Below are 15,598 nucleotides of genomic sequence, written 5' to 3'. Positions count from 1 at the left end.
TGATGGGGCGTGGGTGAGGGGGCGGGGCGAACCCGCCCCCTCATGAGCACGGGGCTCAGGAGACGCCGAGCTCCTTGGCGTTCTTCTTCAGGTCCTCGAGACCACCGCACATGAAGAAGGCCTGCTCCGGGAAGTGGTCGAACTCGCCGTCGCAGATCGCGTTGAACGCCGCGATCGACTCGTCCAGCGGAACGTCCGAACCGTCCACACCGGTGAACTGCTTCGCCGCGTGGGTGTTCTGCGACAGGAAGCGCTCGACACGACGCGCGCGGTGCACGACGAGCTTGTCCTCCTCGCTGAGCTCGTCGATGCCGAGGATCGCGATGATGTCCTGGAGGTCCTTGTACTTCTGGAGGATCCCCTTGACGCGCATGGCGGCCTCGTAGTGGTCCTGCGCGATGTAGCGCGGGTCCAGGATCCGGGACGTGGAGTCCAGCGGGTCCACGGCCGGGTAGATGCCCTTCTCGGAGATCGGACGGGAGAGAACCGTCGTCGCGTCGAGGTGGGCGAAGGTGGTCGCCGGCGCCGGGTCGGTGAGGTCGTCGGCGGGGACGTAGATCGCCTGCATCGAGGTGATCGAGTGACCACGGGTCGAGGTGATGCGCTCCTGGAGGAGGCCCATCTCGTCGGCCAGGTTCGGCTGGTAACCCACCGCGGACGGCATGCGGCCGAGCAGCGTGGAGACCTCGGAACCGGCCTGGGTGAAGCGGAAGATGTTGTCGATGAAGAACAGCACGTCCTGCTTCTGCACATCGCGGAAGTACTCCGCCATGGTCAGACCGGCCAGGGCCACGCGCAGACGGGTGCCCGGGGGCTCGTCCATCTGGCCGAAGACCAGCGCGGTCTTGTCGAGAACGCCGGCCTCCTCCATCTCGACCATGAGGTCGTTGCCCTCACGGGTACGCTCGCCGACGCCCGCGAAGACCGACACACCCTCGTGCAGCTTCGCCACACGCACGATCATTTCCTGGATCAGAACGGTCTTGCCGACACCGGCGCCACCGAACAGACCGATCTTTCCACCCTTGACGTACGGGGTGAGAAGGTCGACGACCTTCAGGCCGGTCTCGAACATCTCGGTCTTGGACTCGAGCTGGTCGAAGGCCGGGGCCGTGCGGTGGATGCCCCAGCGCTCGGCGTTCGCGACCGTGGACGGGTCCTCGTTGAGGACCTCGCCCAGGGTGTTGAACACCTTGCCCTTGGTGACATCGCCGACCGGGACGGTGATGGCCGAACCCGTGTCGGTCACCGGGGCCTGGCGGACCAGACCGTCGGTGGGCTGCATCGAGATGGTGCGGACCAGGCCGTCACCGAGGTGCTGCGCGACCTCGAGGGTCAGCGTCTTGGTGCCCTCGCCGGCGGAGTCCGGCACCTCGACGTTCAGCGCGTTGTAGATCTCCGGCATCGCGTCGACGGGGAACTCCACGTCGACGACCGGGCCGATGACCCGGGCGACGCGGCCCGTGGCGGCGGCCGTCTCAACAGTGGTCGTCATTACTTGTCACTCCCCGCGGTCGCGTCGGCCAGGGCTGCGGTGCCACCGACGATCTCGCTGATTTCCTGGGTGATTTCGGCCTGGCGGGCCGCGTTGGCAAGTCGGGTGAGGCTGGTGATCAGCTCACCCGCGTTGTCGGTCGCCGACTTCATCGCGCGCCGCGTGGCGGCGTGCTTCGAGGCCGAGGACTGAAGCAGCGCGTTGTAGATCCGGCTCTCGACGTAGCGCGGCAGCAGGGCGTCGAGGACGTCCTCCGCCGACGGCTCGAAGTCGTACAGCGGACGGAGCGTGTTCGGCTCGCCCGCCTCCTTCGCCACCTCGTCGAGGCTGAGGGGCAGCAGCCGGGCCTCGACCGCCGTCTGCGTCATCATCGAGACGAACTCGGTGTAGACGATGTGGAGCTCGTCCACGCCGCCCTCCGCCGTGTCCTTCTCGATCGCCTGGATCAGCGGTTCGCCGATCTTCTTGGCGTCCGCGTACGTCGGCTCGTCCGTGAAGCCGGACCACGAGTCGGCCAGCTTGCGCTCACGGAAGCTGAAGTGCGCGACACCACGGCGGCCGACGACGTACACGTCGACCTCGCGGCCCTCGCCCTCCAGCTTACGGATGAGCCTTTCCGCCGCCTTGATGACGTTGGAGTTGAAGGCGCCGGCCAGACCGCGGTCGCTCGTGAGGAGCAGTACCGCGGCACGGGTCGGGTTCTCCGCCTCGGTGGTCAGGGCGTGCTTGTCGGTCGCACCCGTCGCCACCGCGGTGACCGCGCGCGTGAGCTCGGTCGCGTACGGAGTCGACGCCTGCACCTTGCGCTGCGCCTTGACGACACGCGAGGCGGCGATCATCTCCATCGCCTTGGTGATCTTCTTCGTCGCGGTGACGGATTTGATGCGACGCTTGTAGACCCGGAGCTGCGCTCCCATGAGTCAGGTCCCTTCCGTCGTCACTTCGAGACGTTGACGGTGGCGTCCGCGCCGAGCAGCTTGCCGTCAGACGTCTCGAACTGCTTCTTGAACTCCGCGATCGCGTCGGCGACGGCCGTCAGCGTGTCGTCCGACATCTTGCCGCCCTCGCGGATGGAGGTCATCAGGCCCGAGTGGCTCTGACGCAGGTACGCCAGCAGCTCGGCCTCGAAGCGGCGGATGTCGGCGACCGGGACGTCGTCCATCTTGCCGGTCGTGCCGGCCCAGATGGAGACGACCTGGTTCTCGGTCGGCATCGGCTGGTACTGAGCCTGCTTGAGCAGCTCGACCATGCGCTGACCGCGCTCCAGCTGCGCCTTCGACGCGGCGTCCAGGTCGGAACCGAAGGCCGCGAAGGCCTCCAGCTCACGGAACTGGGCCAGGTCCACACGGAGGCGGCCGGAGATCTGCTTCATCGCCTTGTGCTGGGCGGAACCACCCACACGGGAGACGGAGATACCGACGTTCAGGGCCGGACGCTGACCGGCGTTGAACAGGTCGGACTCCAGGAAGCACTGGCCGTCGGTGATGGAGATGACGTTGGTCGGGATGAACGCCGAGACGTCGTTGGCCTTGGTCTCGACGATCGGCAGACCGGTCATCGAGCCCGCGCCCAGGTCGTCCGAGAGCTTCGCGCAACGCTCGAGCAGACGGGAGTGCAGGTAGAAGACGTCACCCGGGTAGGCCTCACGGCCCGGCGGGCGGCGCAGCAGCAGCGACACGGCGCGGTAGGCGTCGGCCTGCTTCGACAGGTCGTCGAAGACGATCAGGACGTGCTTGCCCTGGTACATCCAGTGCTGACCGATGGCCGAACCGGTGTACGGCGCCAGGTACTTGAAGCCGGCCGGGTCGGACGCCGGGGCGGCGACGATCGTCGTGTACTCGAGCGCGCCGGCCTCTTCGAGGGCGGCACGCACGGACGCGATGGTGGAGCCCTTCTGGCCCACGGCGACGTAGATGCAGCGGACCTGCTTGTTCACGTCACCCGAGCGCCAGTTGTCGCGCTGGTTGATGATCGTGTCGACGGCCAGGGCGGTCTTGCCGGTCTGGCGGTCGCCGATGATCAGCTGACGCTGGCCGCGGCCGACCGGGGTCATGGCGTCGACGGCCTTGTAGCCGGTCTCCATCGGCTCGTGGACCGACTTGCGCTGCATGACGCCCGGCGCCTGCAGCTCGAGGGCGCGGCGACCCTCGACCGCGATCTCGCCGAGACCGTCGATCGGGTTGCCGAGCGGGTCGACGACGCGACCCAGGTAGCCCTCGCCGACACCGACCGAGAGGACCTCGCCGGTGCGCTGGACCGTCTGGCCCTCCTCGATGCCGCTGAACTCGCCGAGGACGATCGCACCGATCTCGCGCTCTTCCAGGTTCAGCGCGAGGCCGAGGGTGCCGTCCTCGAACTTCAGCAGCTCGTTCGCCATGGCGGAGGGAAGACCCTCCACCTTCGCGATGCCGTCGCCGGCCAGGCTGACCGTGCCGACCTCCTCGCGCGAGGCCGCGTCCGGCTGGTACGACTGGACGAAGGTGTCCAGCGCGTCCCGGATCTCCTCCGGCCGGATCGTGAGCTCCGCCATCTGGGTTCCCTGCTCTCCTTGTTGGGCCCGAAGTTTTCTTGGGGGTCTGGGGGCCGACCCCCAGGAATCTTCTGCAATGTGCACGGCCCAACCGGGCCGCTGGTGATGCTTGTTGAGTTGGTACCGCAGCCGTCAGCCGGCCAGTCGACGGGTCGCCTCGGCGAGGCGCTCCGCGATGGTGCCGTCGATGACCTCGTCGCCGACCCGCACCGTGATCCCGCCGAGGACCTCGGGGTCCACGTCCAGGTTCAGATGCATCTGGCGGCCGTACAGCTTGGCCAGTACCGCGCCGAGGCGCTGCTTCTGCTGGTCGGACAGCGGCACCGCCGAGGTGACGACCGCGACCATCCGGTCCCGGCGCGCTGCGGCGAGCTTGGAGAGGGACTCGAGTCCCTGTTCCAGGCTACGTCCACGCGGCTGGGTCACCAGTCGCACGATCAGTCGCTCGGAGGTGGGCTTCGCCTTGCCGCCGAGCAGGCTGCGCAGCAGCTCGCCCTTGGCGGCAGCGGTCGCGGCCTTGTCCGTCAGCGCGGAGCGGAGCTCCGTGCTGGAGGTGACGATCCGGCCGAACCGGAACAGCTCGTCCTCGACGTCGTCCAGGTCACCGGCCTGCTGCGCAGCGGTGAGGTCGGCGACGTTCGCCAGCTCCTCCGTCGCGTCGACCAGGTCGCGCGACCGGGACCAGCGGGAACGGACCATGCCCGAGACCAGGTCGACGGTCTCGCCGCCCACCTGGCCGGTGAGCAGTCGCTGCGCGAGCGCGGCCTTGGCCTCACCCGGCTGGGCGGGGTCGGTCAGGACCCGACGCAGCGACACCTCACGGTTGAGCAGCGCGGTGACGGCGGCCAGCTCGTCGGCGAGCGTCGTCGCGTTCACGGACGTGTTGTCCGTCAGTGCGTCGAGCGCCTCGCGGGCGGCGGCCAGTGCTTCACGGCTCGCTCCGTTCATCGGACGGCCTCGGCCTTCTCCTCGAGCTCGTCGAGGAACCGGTCGATCGTGCGGCTCTGACGGGCGTGGTCCTCCAGGGACTCGCCGACCAGCTTGGCAGCCAGATCCGTGGCGAGCTTGCCGACGTCCTGGCGCAGGGCCGCGGACGCCGCCTTGCGGTCGGCCTCGATCTGGGCGTGGCCGGCCGCGATGATCTCTTCACGCTGCCGCTGGCCTTCCGCCTTCATCTCGTGGATGAGAGCGGTGCCCTGCTCCGTCGCCTCCTGGCGAAGACGCGCGGCCTCGTGGCGGGCCTCGGCGAGCTGGGCCTTGTACTGGGCCAGCACGCTCTCGGCCTCGATCTGGGCCGACTCGGCCTTCTCGATGCCGCCCTCGATGGCCTCGCGGCGCTCGTCCAGAACCTTGTTGATGGTCGGGAGGAGCTTCTTGGCGAGGAAGCCGAAGACGATGACGAAGGCGATCAGGCCGATGACGAGCTCGTCAAGATGCGGGAGGAGAGGAGGCTGGGCCTCTCCCTCCTGCGCAAGAAGCAGAGCGTTCACATCAGTGCCTTCCGTAAAAAAGGTTCGGGCTGTCAGTGCGGCTTACTGGTAGACGAAGCCCATGACGATGCCGATGAGGGCGAGCGCCTCACAGAAGGCGAAGCCCATGATCTGGTTGGTACGGATCAGGCCGGCGGCCTCGGGCTGACGGGCCAGGGCCTGGGTGCCGTTACCGAAGATGATGCCGACGCCGACGCCGGGGCCGATGGCGGCGAGGCCGTAGCCGATCGACGCGACGTTGCCGACGACGTTCTCCTTGGCGCCCTGGGCGAGGTTGACCATCTCGAGAGCAGCGGACATGCCGTTACTTCCTTCTCTTTCAATGACCCGGTGGGGGTTGGCCACCGGACGACTGCTGGTTTCGGGGGTGGAGCTGCTGGGCCGGGGCCGGCTCAGTGGTGCTCGGCGAGCGCGCCCTGGATGTAGCTGCAGGACAGGAGGACGAAGACGTACGCCTGAACCGCCTGGATGAAGAGCTCGAAGGCGGTCATGATGATGACCATCACGAACGAGGCGCCGGCGTAGACGAAGCCGATGCCGTTCAGGAGGTAGTACGTGGCCAGCGAGAACATCACGATGAGCAGGTGACCGGCGAACATGTTCGCGAACAGTCGGACCGCGTGCGTGAAGGGGCGGATCAGCATGTTCGAGAGGAACTCGAGCACCACGATCAGCGGCAGGATCGCGCCGAGCGACTTGTCGTAGCCGGTGATGTTCTTCCAGCCGCCGACGAAGCCGTGCTTCTTGAAGGTCAGCGAGACCCACATGACGTACACGATCAGCGCGAGACCGGCCGGGAAGGCGATCAGCGAGGTGACCGGGAACTGCGCCAGCGGGATGATGGACCAGAGGTTCATGATCCACACGAAGAAGAACAGCGACACCATGAAGGGGACGTACTTCTCGCCGTCCTTCTTGCCGATGATGTCGTAGACGATGCCGCGGCGCACGAAGTCGTAGCCGGCCTCGCCGACCATCTGCAGCTTGCCCGGGACGACCTTGGGCTTGTTGAACGCGGCCCAGAAGAACCCGATCACCACGATGGAGCCCAGGACGGCGAGCAGCATCGGCTTGGTGATCTCGATGCCGGCCACCGTGCCGATGGGCTCGTACATGAACGTGTGCAGGCCCGGCGCCGGGAAGCCACATCCAGAGAAGATGTGGCAATCCGGGTCGAAGGCAAGCGTCTGGTCAGCACTCACCGCGGGCTCCTTCAGCGTGGCGCATAGGTACGGCAACCTCGTTGTGTCGGCGCGGCGCGCAGCCGCGGGTCGGCACTGGACTGGTCTTACGGATAAGGGGGCGGCGGTTCGGCGTCGAGCCTCGCGCTGGGACAGGCGTCAGCTCGGATGCCCGCGCCCGCAGTGCCGCAGTTGGCACCGGACGATAGCAGGAAGCCGAACAACGCTTTATCCCGGCCCTACTCCTCACGTCTTGGGCCCCGAGTTCTTGGGGTCGACGTAGAGGATTTTGGCCTTCATGTAGGCCCGGGCCTGCGCGGCGATCCAGACGATGGTGACCGCGAGCAGGGTGAAGGCGAAGGCCTTGAAGTCGAACCAGGTGGTGTTCTTGAGCAGCGCCATGACGACGAAGAGCAGCAGGATCTGCGTCGTGTAGAGCAGCAGACCCATGGCCTGGAACAGGTGCGGAAGCGACTTGGCCGTCCGCTGGAGCACCAAGAGCCCGATTCCCATGAAGGCGAGGACGACCACGGTCGCGAGGACGGCGCCGATAGCTCCCTTGCCGCCGGCGACCAGTCCGCTGATAACGGTGCCGACAGCGCCGGTGACAGCGGCCGGAACGGCGGCCGACAGAAGGATGCGTGCGTCGTTGGACGGCATGGCGGTGTCTCCGCTTGCTGGTGGGGGCGATGGTGTCGTCAGGGACGAGCGTAAGCCCGGTCCGAGGTGAGTCTCGGAGGCCAACGAACCGTCGCACTACGGTCCTTCGGCACTGTCGCCGGGTCTCGTGAACGGTATCACAAACTATTTGATGAGGTCTTTACCCAGCCCTGTGCCGACTGTCACACATGAGAGTCAACGCGCGCGTGTGTGCAGGGCGGTGAGGCACTTCGTCTGGTAATGGGCGCTTACGCGCCCTTCGTCAACTCGGCGTTCCGGCCTTACGCCGATCCGTGAAGCGCGAACGGTGACCGATGGCGGTCGCTCCATTGACACCGCTGACCCCGGCGGCCACGGGAACCCGCTCCTCGGCGTCCTCCTCGGGCGCCTCCGCGGAGGCGGCGGCCGGCGCCGGCCCCTCGGTGCGGACGCGGCGGCGGTAGCGGGGCGGTACGAACGACTCCGCCCAGCGCGGGGCCCGCGGCGTGAAGCGGGGCAGCAGAAGCAGCACCAGGCCGATGAAGCTGAGCGCGACGACGACCAGCACGATCCACATGGACGTCGAGTGCACCGAGTACGCGAGCGTGCCGAAGGCGATCAGCGCGGACCAGAAGTACATGATCAGCACGGCCCGGCTGTGCGAGTGGCCGATCTCCAGGAGCCGGTGGTGCAGGTGTCCGCGGTCCGCGGCGAACGGCGACTGGCCGTTCCAGGTGCGGCGCACGATCGCCAGGACCAGGTCGGCCATCGGGATCGCGATGATCGTCAGCGGCAGCACCAGCGGGATGAAGACGGGCAGCGCCGCGTGGGTGGCCTGCCGGGTCGAACCCTCGAAGATCTTCAGCGCGTCCGGGTCGACCTGGCCGGTGATCGAGATCGCGGAGGCGGCCAGGATCAGGCCGATCAGCATCGAGCCGGAGTCGCCCATGAAGATCCGCGCCGGGTGCATGTTGTGCGGCAGAAAGCCCAGGCACATGCCCATGAGGATGGCGGCGAACAGCGTCGCGGGGGCGGCGGCCTCGATCGTGTAGCCGTACCAGATCCGGTACGCGTACAGGAAGAACGCGGCGGCGGCGATGCAGACCATGCCGGCGGCGAGGCCGTCCAGGCCGTCCACGAAGTTCACCGCGTTGATGGTGAGCACCACCAGGGCGACGGTGAGCAGGGTGCCCTGCCACTGCGTGAGGGCGACCGTGCCGATGCCGGGGATCGGCAGCCACAGGATCGTCAGACCCTGCATGACCATGACGCCCGCGGAGATCATCTGCGCGCCCAGCTTGATCAGGGCGTCCAGCTCGAACTTGTCGTCCAGGACGCCGATCAGCCAGATCAGGGCGGCGCCGGAGAGCAGCGCGCGGGGCTCGTTGGAGAGCTCGAAGACGCTGGACAGGTTCGACAGGTGGCTGGCGACCAGCAGGCCCGCGCACAGGCCGAAGAACATGGCGATGCCACCGAGCCGCGGAGTCGGTTCTCGGTGTACGTCGCGGGCACGGATCTCCGGCATCGCCCCGGTCGCGATGGCGAACTTACGCACCGGACCGGTCAGCAGATAGGTCACCGCGGCCGTGACACAGAGCGTCAGCAGGTAATCACGCACGGGCTGCCCCACAGGAATCGCTGGCCATCTCAGCCCCACACACTAGCCGTGCCGCCCATGTGGTTGAGGACATCCGGTCGGCCAGAACGGTTCCCTTACCCCTCCGGGACGCCTCCCAAGACGGCCGACTACCGGCCATACGGGGGAAATCGCCCGGCAAGTTCGCGTACTTCCTCACGTACCCGAGCCGTACGTTCCGGATCTTCTTCCAGCGCCAGGGCGAACAGCATCGCGATCCGGGCCATCTCCGCGGGACCCATGCCCTGCGTGGTGACGGCGGCGGTGCCGAGCCGGATGCCGCGGCCGTCGCCGTACGGCAGGGCGCAGGTGTCGAGGACGAGACCGGCGGCGGCGAGCCGGCCGCGGGCGGTGGGGCCGTCGACGCCGAGCGGGGCGGGGTCGGCGGTGATCAGGTGGGTGTCGGTGCCGCCGGTGGTGACGGCGAAGCCCTCCGCCGCCAGCGCGGCGGCGAGGACCCTGGCGTGTTCCACCACCTGATGGGCGTACGCGGTGAACGCCGGCGTTGCCGCCTCGCCGAAGGCGACGGCCTTGGCGGCGATGGTGTGCATCTGGGCACCGCCCTGCGTGAACGGGAACACCGCCCGGTCGATCCGCTCGGCGAGCTCGGAGCCGCACAGGATCAGACCGCCGCGGGGGCCGCGGAGCACCTTGTGCGTGGTGGCGCACACCACGTCGGCGTACGGCACGGGGCTCGGCGCCGCTCCCCCGGCGACCAGGCCCATGGGGTGGGCGGCGTCGGCGATCAGGTACGCCCCGACCTCGTCGGCGATCTCGCGGAAGGCCGCGTAGTCGATGTTGCGCGGGTAGGAGATCGAGCCGCAGACGATCGCCTTCGGGCGGCGGGCCTTGGCCAGCGCGCGGATCTGCTCGTAGTCGACGAGACCGCTGTCGGGTTCGACGCCGTAGGGCACGAAGTCGAACCAGCGGCCGGAGAAGTTCGCGGGCGAACCGTGGGTGAGGTGGCCGCCGTAGGGCAGGCCCATGGCGAGAACGGTGTCCCCGGGGCGCAGCAGGGCGGCGTAGGCGGCCAGCACGGCGGAGGAACCGGAGTGGGGCTGCACGTTGGCGTGTTCGGCACCGAAGAGGGCCTTGGCGCGGTCCACGGCGATCCGCTCGGCGGCGTCGACGTACTCGCAGCCGCCGTGGTGGCGGGCGCCCGGGTAGCCCTCGGCGTACTTGTTGGCCAGCGGGGAGCCGAGGGCGGCGAGGACGGCGGGCGAGGTGAAGTTCTCGGCGGCGATCAGCTGGAGGGAGTCCAGCTGTCGGCGCACCTCCCCGAGCATCACGTCGGCGATCTCCGGGTCCTGCTGACGCAGACCGTCGAGATCCGGCCCGTACGACGGAACACGGACGTCTTCGGGAAGAGCGGTGACCGGCATCTGCGGCTCCGGGCGTGAGCGGGACGTCAGCTCCGACGAGAGCGGGGCCTCAGCTCCAATGTAGGCACGTACGGACCGGTATGCCCGATGTTCGCCGACTTTTCTCCGCCGTACGGGCCGCAGCCCTCAGCGTTCGGCCGAGACGCCCGTCACCGTTCCCGACGCGCCCCTCGCACGGCTCAGCGTTTGGCCGAGACGCCCGTCAGGGCGGTCACCACCGGGTCCAGGGCGTCGTTGATCTCCTCGCCGACCGAGCGGAAGAACGTGATGGGGGCGCCGTACGGGTCGTTGACCTCGTCGGCCTCGACGCTGGGGGCCAGGAGCCACCCGCGTAGAGCGGCGGCGGCACGGACCAGGGCGCGGGCCCGCTCGGCCATGCCGTCGCTCAGGGGATCGGGGAGGGTGGCCGGGTCTATGGCGCGGACCAGGCGGGTGAACTCCTTGAGCGTGAAGGTGCGCAGGCCCGCCGAGTGACCCATGGAGATGACCTGCGCCCGGTGGTCGCGGGTCGCGGTCAGGACCAGGTCCGCGCGGATGACGTGCTCGTCGAGGAGCTCGCGGCCCACGAAGCCGCTGGCGTCCGCGCCGAAGTCGGCGAGGACCAGTTCCGCGTTGGCCTCCATCGGGGCGCCCTCGTGCCCCCAGGTGCCCGCACTCTCCACGATCAGGCCACCGCCGCGCGGGTCGCCCAGACGGTCGCACAGGGCATGCCGGGTCAGCCGCTCGGTGATCGGCGAGCGGCAGACGTTGCCGGTGCTGACGTGGAGGATGCGGAAGGGTGTGCCGTCGTCGGGTCCCGCTATGCCACGCCCCTCAGGGACGGTCAACTGGCCACCTCGAGGTCGGGCACGACCTTGCGGAGCTCCTCCGCGTCGAGCGCCCCGGCCCGCAGCAGCACCGGGACCTTGCCGGTGACGTCGACGATCGACGACGGCACGATGCCGGGCGTCGGGCCGCCGTCCAGGTACACGGAGACGGAGTCGCCGAGCATCTCCTGGGCCGCGTCACAGGTCTCCGGCGACGGGTGCCCGGTCAGGTTCGCCGAGGACACCGCCATCGGGCCGACCTCCGTGAGCAACTCGATCGCGACCGGGTGCAGCGGCATGCGGATCGCGACGGTGCCACTGGTGTCGCCGAGGTCCCACTGGAGCGACGGCTGGTGCCGTGCGACCAGCGTCAGCGCGCCCGGCCAGAACGCGTCGACGAGCTCCCACGCCTGCTCGGAGAAGTCCGTCACGAGCCCGTGCAGCGTGTTCGGGGAGCCGATGAGCACGGGGGTGGGCATGTTGCGGCCACGCCCCTTCGCCGCGAGCAGGTCCGCGACGGCCTCGGAGCTGAAGGCGTCCGCGCCGATCCCGTACACGGTGTCGGTCGGCAGCACGACCAGCTCGCCTCTGCGGACGGCGCTCGCGGCCTCGCGCAGGCCCGTCGCGCGGTCGGTCGCCTCGTTGCAGTCGTATCGCCGTGCCATCAGTCGCGGGCCCCTTCGTACACGTGCTTGGTCATGGCATCGCCTTGCGTGCGGTCGCGAAGCGCGGCCGGTTGTTCAGGTCGGGGTGGTCGGCGGCGTCGACCCAGCCGGCCTCCTCGTTGAAGATCCACGGCACCTGGCCGCCCTGGGTGTCGGCGTGCTCGACGACGACCAGCCCCCCGGGGCGCAGCAGTCGGTGCGCGGTGCGTTCCAGACCCCGGATGAAGTCCAGCCCGTCCTCGCCGGAGAAGAGTGCCATCTCCGGGTCGTGGTCGCGCGCTTCGGGCGCGACGTACTCCCATTCGGTGAGCGGGATGTACGGCGGGTTGGAGATGACCAGGTCGACCTGGCCGTCCAGCTCCGGAAGCGAGGCGAGTGCGTCGCCCTCGTGCAGGGCGACGCGGGAGCCCTCGACGTTCTTGCGGGTCCACAGCAGCGCGTCGTCGGACAGTTCCACGGCGTGCACGCGCGAGCGCGGCACCTCCTGCGCGAGCGCGAGCGCGATGGCGCCCGAGCCGGTGCACAGGTCGACGATCAGCGGTTCGACGACGTCCATGGCGCGTACGGCGTCTATGGCCCAGCCGACGACGGACTCGGTCTCCGGGCGGGGTACGAACACGCCGGGCCCGACCTGCAGCTCCAGGTACCGGAAGAACGCCCGCCCGGTGATGTGCTGCAGCGGTTCGCGGGCCTCGCGGCGGGCGATCGTCTCCCAGTACCGGGCGTCGAAGTCGGCGTCCTTGACCGTGTGCAGCTCCCCGCGCCTGACCCCGTGCACGAACGCGGCGAGCTCCTCCGCGTCGAAGCGCGGGGAGGGCACACCGGCGGCGGCCAGCCGCTGGGTGGCCTGGGCCACCTCGGCGAGCAGCAGACTGCGGGGGCCTGGGGTTCGCTCCCCAGAAGGTGACTGCACGCTGGTCCTCCGGTGGTAGAGCAGAACTCAGGCTGCGGCGAGCTTGGCGGCCGAGTCGGCGTCGACGCAGGCCTGGATGACGGCGTCGAGTTCGCCGTCGAGCACCTGGTCCAAGTTGTACGCCTTGAAGCCGACGCGGTGGTCCGAGATGCGGTTCTCCGGGTAGTTGTACGTCCGGATCTTCTCGGAGCGGTCCACGGTGCGCACCTGGCTGCGGCGCGCGTCCGCGGCCTCGGCCTCGGCCTTCTCCTGCGCCGCGGCGAGCAGCCGGGAGCGGAGGATGCGCATGGCCTGCTCCTTGTTCTGGAGCTGGCTCTTCTCGTTCTGGCAGGAGGCGACGATGCCGGTCGGCAGGTGGGTGATGCGGACCGCGGAGTCGGTGGTGTTGACGGACTGGCCGCCGGGACCGGAGGAGCGGTACACGTCGATGCGCAGGTCGTTGGCGTGGATCTCGACGTCGATCTCCTCGGCCTCCGGGGTCACCAGGACACCGGCGGCGGAGGTGTGGATGCGGCCCTGCGACTCGGTGGCCGGCACGCGCTGCACGCGGTGCACGCCGCCCTCGTACTTCAGGCGGGCCCAGACGCCCTGGCCGGGCTCGGTCGCGCCGTTGCCGCCCTTGGTCTTCACGGCGACCTGGACGTCCTTGTAGCCGCCGAGCTCGGACTCGGTGGAGTCGATGATCTCGGTCTTCCAGCCGATCCGCTCCGCGTAGCGCAGGTACATGCGCAGGAGGTCGCCGGCGAACAGGGCGGACTCGTCGCCGCCCGCGCCGGCCTTGATCTCGAGGATGACGTCCTTGTCGTCGCTGGGGTCGCGCGGGACCAGGAGCAGCCGCAGCTTGTCGGTCAGCTCCTCGCGCTGCTTCTCCAGCACCTTGACCTCGGCGGCGAAGTCGGGGTCGTCGTGCGCCAGCTCGCGGGCGGTCTCGATGTCGTCACCGGTCTGCTTCCAGGAGCGGTAGGTGCCGACGATCGGGGTCAGCTCGGCGTAGCGCTTGTTCAGCTTGCGCGCATTGGCCTGATCAGCGTGCACCGAAGGGTCGGCGAGCTTCTTCTCCAGGTCGGCGTGCTCGCCGACCAGTTCCTCGACCGCCTCGAACATCGGGGGCTCCTGGGTTTCGTGAATTGCTGCGGGACGGCAAAGCGCCGGTCCCGGCCGCCCCGCGCCGGGGCAGCCGTGGACCGGCGCAGTGGCTCGCTACTTCTTGGCGGAGCCGGCAGCCTTGCCGAAGCGGGCCTCGAAGCGGGCCACGCGGCCACCGGTGTCGAGGATCTTCTGCTTGCCCGTGTAGAACGGGTGGCACTCGGAGCAGACCTCGGCACGGATGGTGCCCTCGGAGAGGGTGCTACGGGTGGTGAACGACGCGCCGCAGGTGCAGCTGACCTGGGTCTCGACGTACTCGGGGTGGATGTCGCGCTTCAAGGTGTCTCCTAGTTTCGGGAGGGCACCGGGTCGCAGGGGCGGGATGCACATGCGTGAACCGGGGCCGACGTACCAGTCTGCCAGGACCGGCCGCATCTCCCAAAACCGGGGGGTGGCCGAAACTATTCCGCCTTGACGACGCCGTCGGCCTGTCCCTTCGCGGCGTCCTTCGTGGCGGCGGCGGGGATCGGCAGATCGGCCTTGAGGGCCGTCCAGACCTGCTGTCCGGCGGCCTTGAGCGGGACGACGCGGTTGGGGTCGGCGGCGTCGTACGCGACCGGCAGGGTGACCATCTGGACGTCCTCGGCGCCGAGGCCGCTCAGGCCCCTGGCGAAGCCCGTGAGCTCCTTGACGGAGTCGAGCTCGGAGTCCGGGGTGATGGCCTTGGTGGCGGCGTCGGCGAGGTCGAGCAGCTTCTTCGGGTCGGTGAAGACGCCGACGTCCTTGACCTGGCCGATGAAGGCCTTGATGAAGGCCTGCTGGAGCTGGATGCGGCCGAGGTCGCTGCCGTCGCCGACGCTCTTGCGGGTGCGGACGAGGCCGAGGGACTGCTCGCCGTCGAGGGTGTGCGTGCCCGGTTCGAGGTCGAGGTGGCTCTTGGAGTCCTTGATGGCCTTGGTGGTGGTGATCTCGACACCGCCGAGCTCGTCGATGAGCTTCTTGAAGCCGGTGAAGTCGACCTCGATGTAGTGGTCCATGCGGATCCCGGACATCGACTCGACGGTCTTGACGGCGCAGGCCGGGCCGCCGACCTCGTAGGCGGTGTTGAACATCGCCCGCTCCTCGCCGGCGACGCGCCTGCCCTTCCCGTCGGTGCAGTCGGGGCGTTCGACGAGGGTGTCGCGCGGGACGGAGACCACGGAGGCCTTCCTGTGGCCCTCGTAGACGTGCACGACCATCGCGGTGTCGGAGCGGGCGGCGCCCTCGTCGCGGCCGTACGCGCCGTTGGCGCCGGAGCGGGAGTCGGAGCCGAGGACGAGGATGTCCATCGAGCCGTTGTCGACGTTCTCCGGGCGGTCCTTGCCGAGCTGGGCGTTGATGTCGACGCCCTTGAGGTTGCCGTTGAGCTTGAAGTAGACGTACCCGAGGCCGGAGCCGCCGACCAGGACGAGCAGGGCGGCGCCCCAGGCCGCGGCGGTCGCCGCGCGGCGGCCCTTGGCGGGCGGCTTGCGGCGGCTGCCGGAGCCGCGTATTCGGCCGCTCTTGCTCTGCTCGGTCATCGTCGCTTCCTCGGGACAGGAGTCGTGCGCGTCACCTTCTGTGACGGCGAACCGCCCGAAAGGGTTGCATGTGTCCCTGTGAGGTTTCGATGAGCGACGGTGCGCACAGCACTGCGCCCACCGTGCGGGGCACGGTGGGCGCAGTGGTCTTTCCGCAGGTCACGAGCCGATTACGGGACCGAGAGCGGCCCCGTCCGCTGGTGACCGGGATCTCCG

General features: G+C 69.0%; 16 protein-coding genes. All 16 read right to left on the bottom strand.

The window, feature by feature from the left end:
• Window positions 1–55 precede the first annotated feature (55 nt).
• A complete protein-coding gene (gene atpD / locus ACGFMM_RS05320; protein ID WP_393643319.1) occupies window positions 56–1,495 on the bottom strand; it encodes a F0F1 ATP synthase subunit beta in 1,440 nt (479 codons plus the stop codon).
• Window positions 1,495–2,412, bottom strand: a complete 918-nt coding sequence (locus ACGFMM_RS05315; RefSeq protein WP_393643317.1) for a F0F1 ATP synthase subunit gamma — start codon at window positions 2,410–2,412, stop codon at window positions 1,495–1,497. The genes atpD and ACGFMM_RS05315 overlap by 1 nt, the downstream gene beginning before the upstream one ends.
• Window positions 2,413–2,432: 20 nt before the next feature.
• Entirely contained in the window at window positions 2,433–4,025 is a 1,593-nt protein-coding gene (atpA, locus tag ACGFMM_RS05310; protein ID WP_393643315.1) for a F0F1 ATP synthase subunit alpha, read from the bottom strand.
• A 132-nt stretch (window positions 4,026–4,157) separates the two neighbouring features.
• A complete protein-coding gene (locus tag ACGFMM_RS05305) occupies window positions 4,158–4,973 on the bottom strand; it encodes a F0F1 ATP synthase subunit delta (protein WP_393643313.1) in 816 nt (271 codons plus the stop codon).
• On the bottom strand, window positions 4,970–5,515 hold the full coding sequence (locus ACGFMM_RS05300) for a F0F1 ATP synthase subunit B (RefSeq protein ID WP_393643311.1): 546 nt from the start codon (window positions 5,513–5,515) through the stop codon (window positions 4,970–4,972). The genes ACGFMM_RS05305 and ACGFMM_RS05300 overlap by 4 nt, the downstream gene beginning before the upstream one ends.
• A 42-nt stretch (window positions 5,516–5,557) precedes the next feature.
• On the bottom strand, window positions 5,558–5,815 hold the full coding sequence (gene atpE / locus ACGFMM_RS05295) for an ATP synthase F0 subunit C (protein WP_393643309.1): 258 nt from the start codon (window positions 5,813–5,815) through the stop codon (window positions 5,558–5,560).
• A 92-nt stretch (window positions 5,816–5,907) separates the two neighbouring features.
• Window positions 5,908–6,717, bottom strand: a complete 810-nt coding sequence (gene atpB / locus ACGFMM_RS05290) for a F0F1 ATP synthase subunit A (protein ID WP_393643307.1) — start codon at window positions 6,715–6,717, stop codon at window positions 5,908–5,910.
• A gap of 225 nt (window positions 6,718–6,942) precedes the next feature.
• Window positions 6,943–7,356 carry a hypothetical protein gene (locus tag ACGFMM_RS05285; protein WP_393643305.1) on the bottom strand — a complete coding sequence of 138 codons (414 nt, stop codon included), beginning with the start codon at window positions 7,354–7,356 and terminating at the stop codon, window positions 6,943–6,945.
• 262 nt (window positions 7,357–7,618) lie between these two features.
• The gene (locus ACGFMM_RS05280) at window positions 7,619–8,965 is read right to left on the bottom strand and encodes an MraY family glycosyltransferase (RefSeq protein ID WP_393643304.1); all 1,347 of its coding nucleotides are present in this window, start codon (window positions 8,963–8,965) and stop codon (window positions 7,619–7,621) included.
• Window positions 8,966–9,081: 116 nt separating this feature from the next.
• Entirely contained in the window at window positions 9,082–10,353 is a 1,272-nt protein-coding gene (gene glyA / locus ACGFMM_RS05275) for a serine hydroxymethyltransferase (protein ID WP_393643302.1), read from the bottom strand.
• 179 nt (window positions 10,354–10,532) lie between these two features.
• A complete protein-coding gene (locus ACGFMM_RS05270) occupies window positions 10,533–11,180 on the bottom strand; it encodes a protein-tyrosine-phosphatase (RefSeq protein WP_393643300.1) in 648 nt (215 codons plus the stop codon).
• Window positions 11,177–11,824 (bottom strand): L-threonylcarbamoyladenylate synthase, encoded by a 648-nt coding sequence (locus tag ACGFMM_RS05265; RefSeq protein WP_393643298.1) that lies wholly within the window; start codon window positions 11,822–11,824, stop codon window positions 11,177–11,179. The genes ACGFMM_RS05270 and ACGFMM_RS05265 overlap by 4 nt, the downstream gene beginning before the upstream one ends.
• A gap of 31 nt (window positions 11,825–11,855) precedes the next feature.
• Complete coding sequence (prmC, locus tag ACGFMM_RS05260) at window positions 11,856–12,737, bottom strand: peptide chain release factor N(5)-glutamine methyltransferase (RefSeq protein ID WP_393643297.1); 882 nt, start codon at window positions 12,735–12,737, stop codon at window positions 11,856–11,858.
• A gap of 27 nt (window positions 12,738–12,764) precedes the next feature.
• Window positions 12,765–13,841, bottom strand: coding sequence for a peptide chain release factor 1 (gene prfA / locus ACGFMM_RS05255; protein ID WP_393643295.1), 1,077 nt, complete (start codon window positions 13,839–13,841; stop codon window positions 12,765–12,767).
• Window positions 13,842–13,937: 96 nt separating this feature from the next.
• On the bottom strand, window positions 13,938–14,162 hold the full coding sequence (gene rpmE, locus ACGFMM_RS05250; protein WP_393643294.1) for a 50S ribosomal protein L31: 225 nt from the start codon (window positions 14,160–14,162) through the stop codon (window positions 13,938–13,940).
• Window positions 14,163–14,284: 122 nt separating this feature from the next.
• Window positions 14,285–15,382, bottom strand: a complete 1,098-nt coding sequence (locus ACGFMM_RS05245; protein ID WP_393643292.1) for an LCP family protein — start codon at window positions 15,380–15,382, stop codon at window positions 14,285–14,287.
• Between the last annotated feature and the right edge of the window lie 216 nt (window positions 15,383–15,598).

Origin of the sequence: Streptomyces sp. NPDC048604 (assembly GCF_043199435.1) — a bacterium.
Taxonomy (GTDB): domain Bacteria; phylum Actinomycetota; class Actinomycetes; order Streptomycetales; family Streptomycetaceae; genus Streptomyces.
The sequence above is the reverse complement of the archived record's forward strand: the minus strand, read 5'-3'. Positions and strand labels throughout refer to the sequence as shown.

Bases quoted from the DNA above. Each gene is read 5' to 3' on its own strand.
- atpD (WP_393643319.1), bottom strand. From the start codon at position 1,495: ATGACGACCACTGTTGAGACGGCCGCCGCCACGGGCCGCGTCGCCCGG.
- ACGFMM_RS05315 (WP_393643317.1), bottom strand. From the start codon at position 2,412: ATGGGAGCGCAGCTCCGGGTCTACAAGCGTCGCATCAAATCCGTCACC.
- atpA (WP_393643315.1), bottom strand. From the start codon at position 4,025: ATGGCGGAGCTCACGATCCGGCCGGAGGAGATCCGGGACGCGCTGGAC.
- ACGFMM_RS05305 (WP_393643313.1), bottom strand. From the start codon at position 4,973: ATGAACGGAGCGAGCCGTGAAGCACTGGCCGCCGCCCGCGAGGCGCTC.
- atpE (WP_393643309.1), bottom strand. From the start codon at position 5,815: ATGTCCGCTGCTCTCGAGATGGTCAACCTCGCCCAGGGCGCCAAGGAG.
- ACGFMM_RS05285 (WP_393643305.1), bottom strand. From the start codon at position 7,356: ATGCCGTCCAACGACGCACGCATCCTTCTGTCGGCCGCCGTTCCGGCC.
- glyA (WP_393643302.1), bottom strand. From the start codon at position 10,353: ATGCCGGTCACCGCTCTTCCCGAAGACGTCCGTGTTCCGTCGTACGGG.
- ACGFMM_RS05265 (WP_393643298.1), bottom strand. From the start codon at position 11,824: ATGGCACGGCGATACGACTGCAACGAGGCGACCGACCGCGCGACGGGC.
- prfA (WP_393643295.1), bottom strand. From the start codon at position 13,841: ATGTTCGAGGCGGTCGAGGAACTGGTCGGCGAGCACGCCGACCTGGAG.
- ACGFMM_RS05245 (WP_393643292.1), bottom strand. From the start codon at position 15,382: ATGACCGAGCAGAGCAAGAGCGGCCGAATACGCGGCTCCGGCAGCCGC.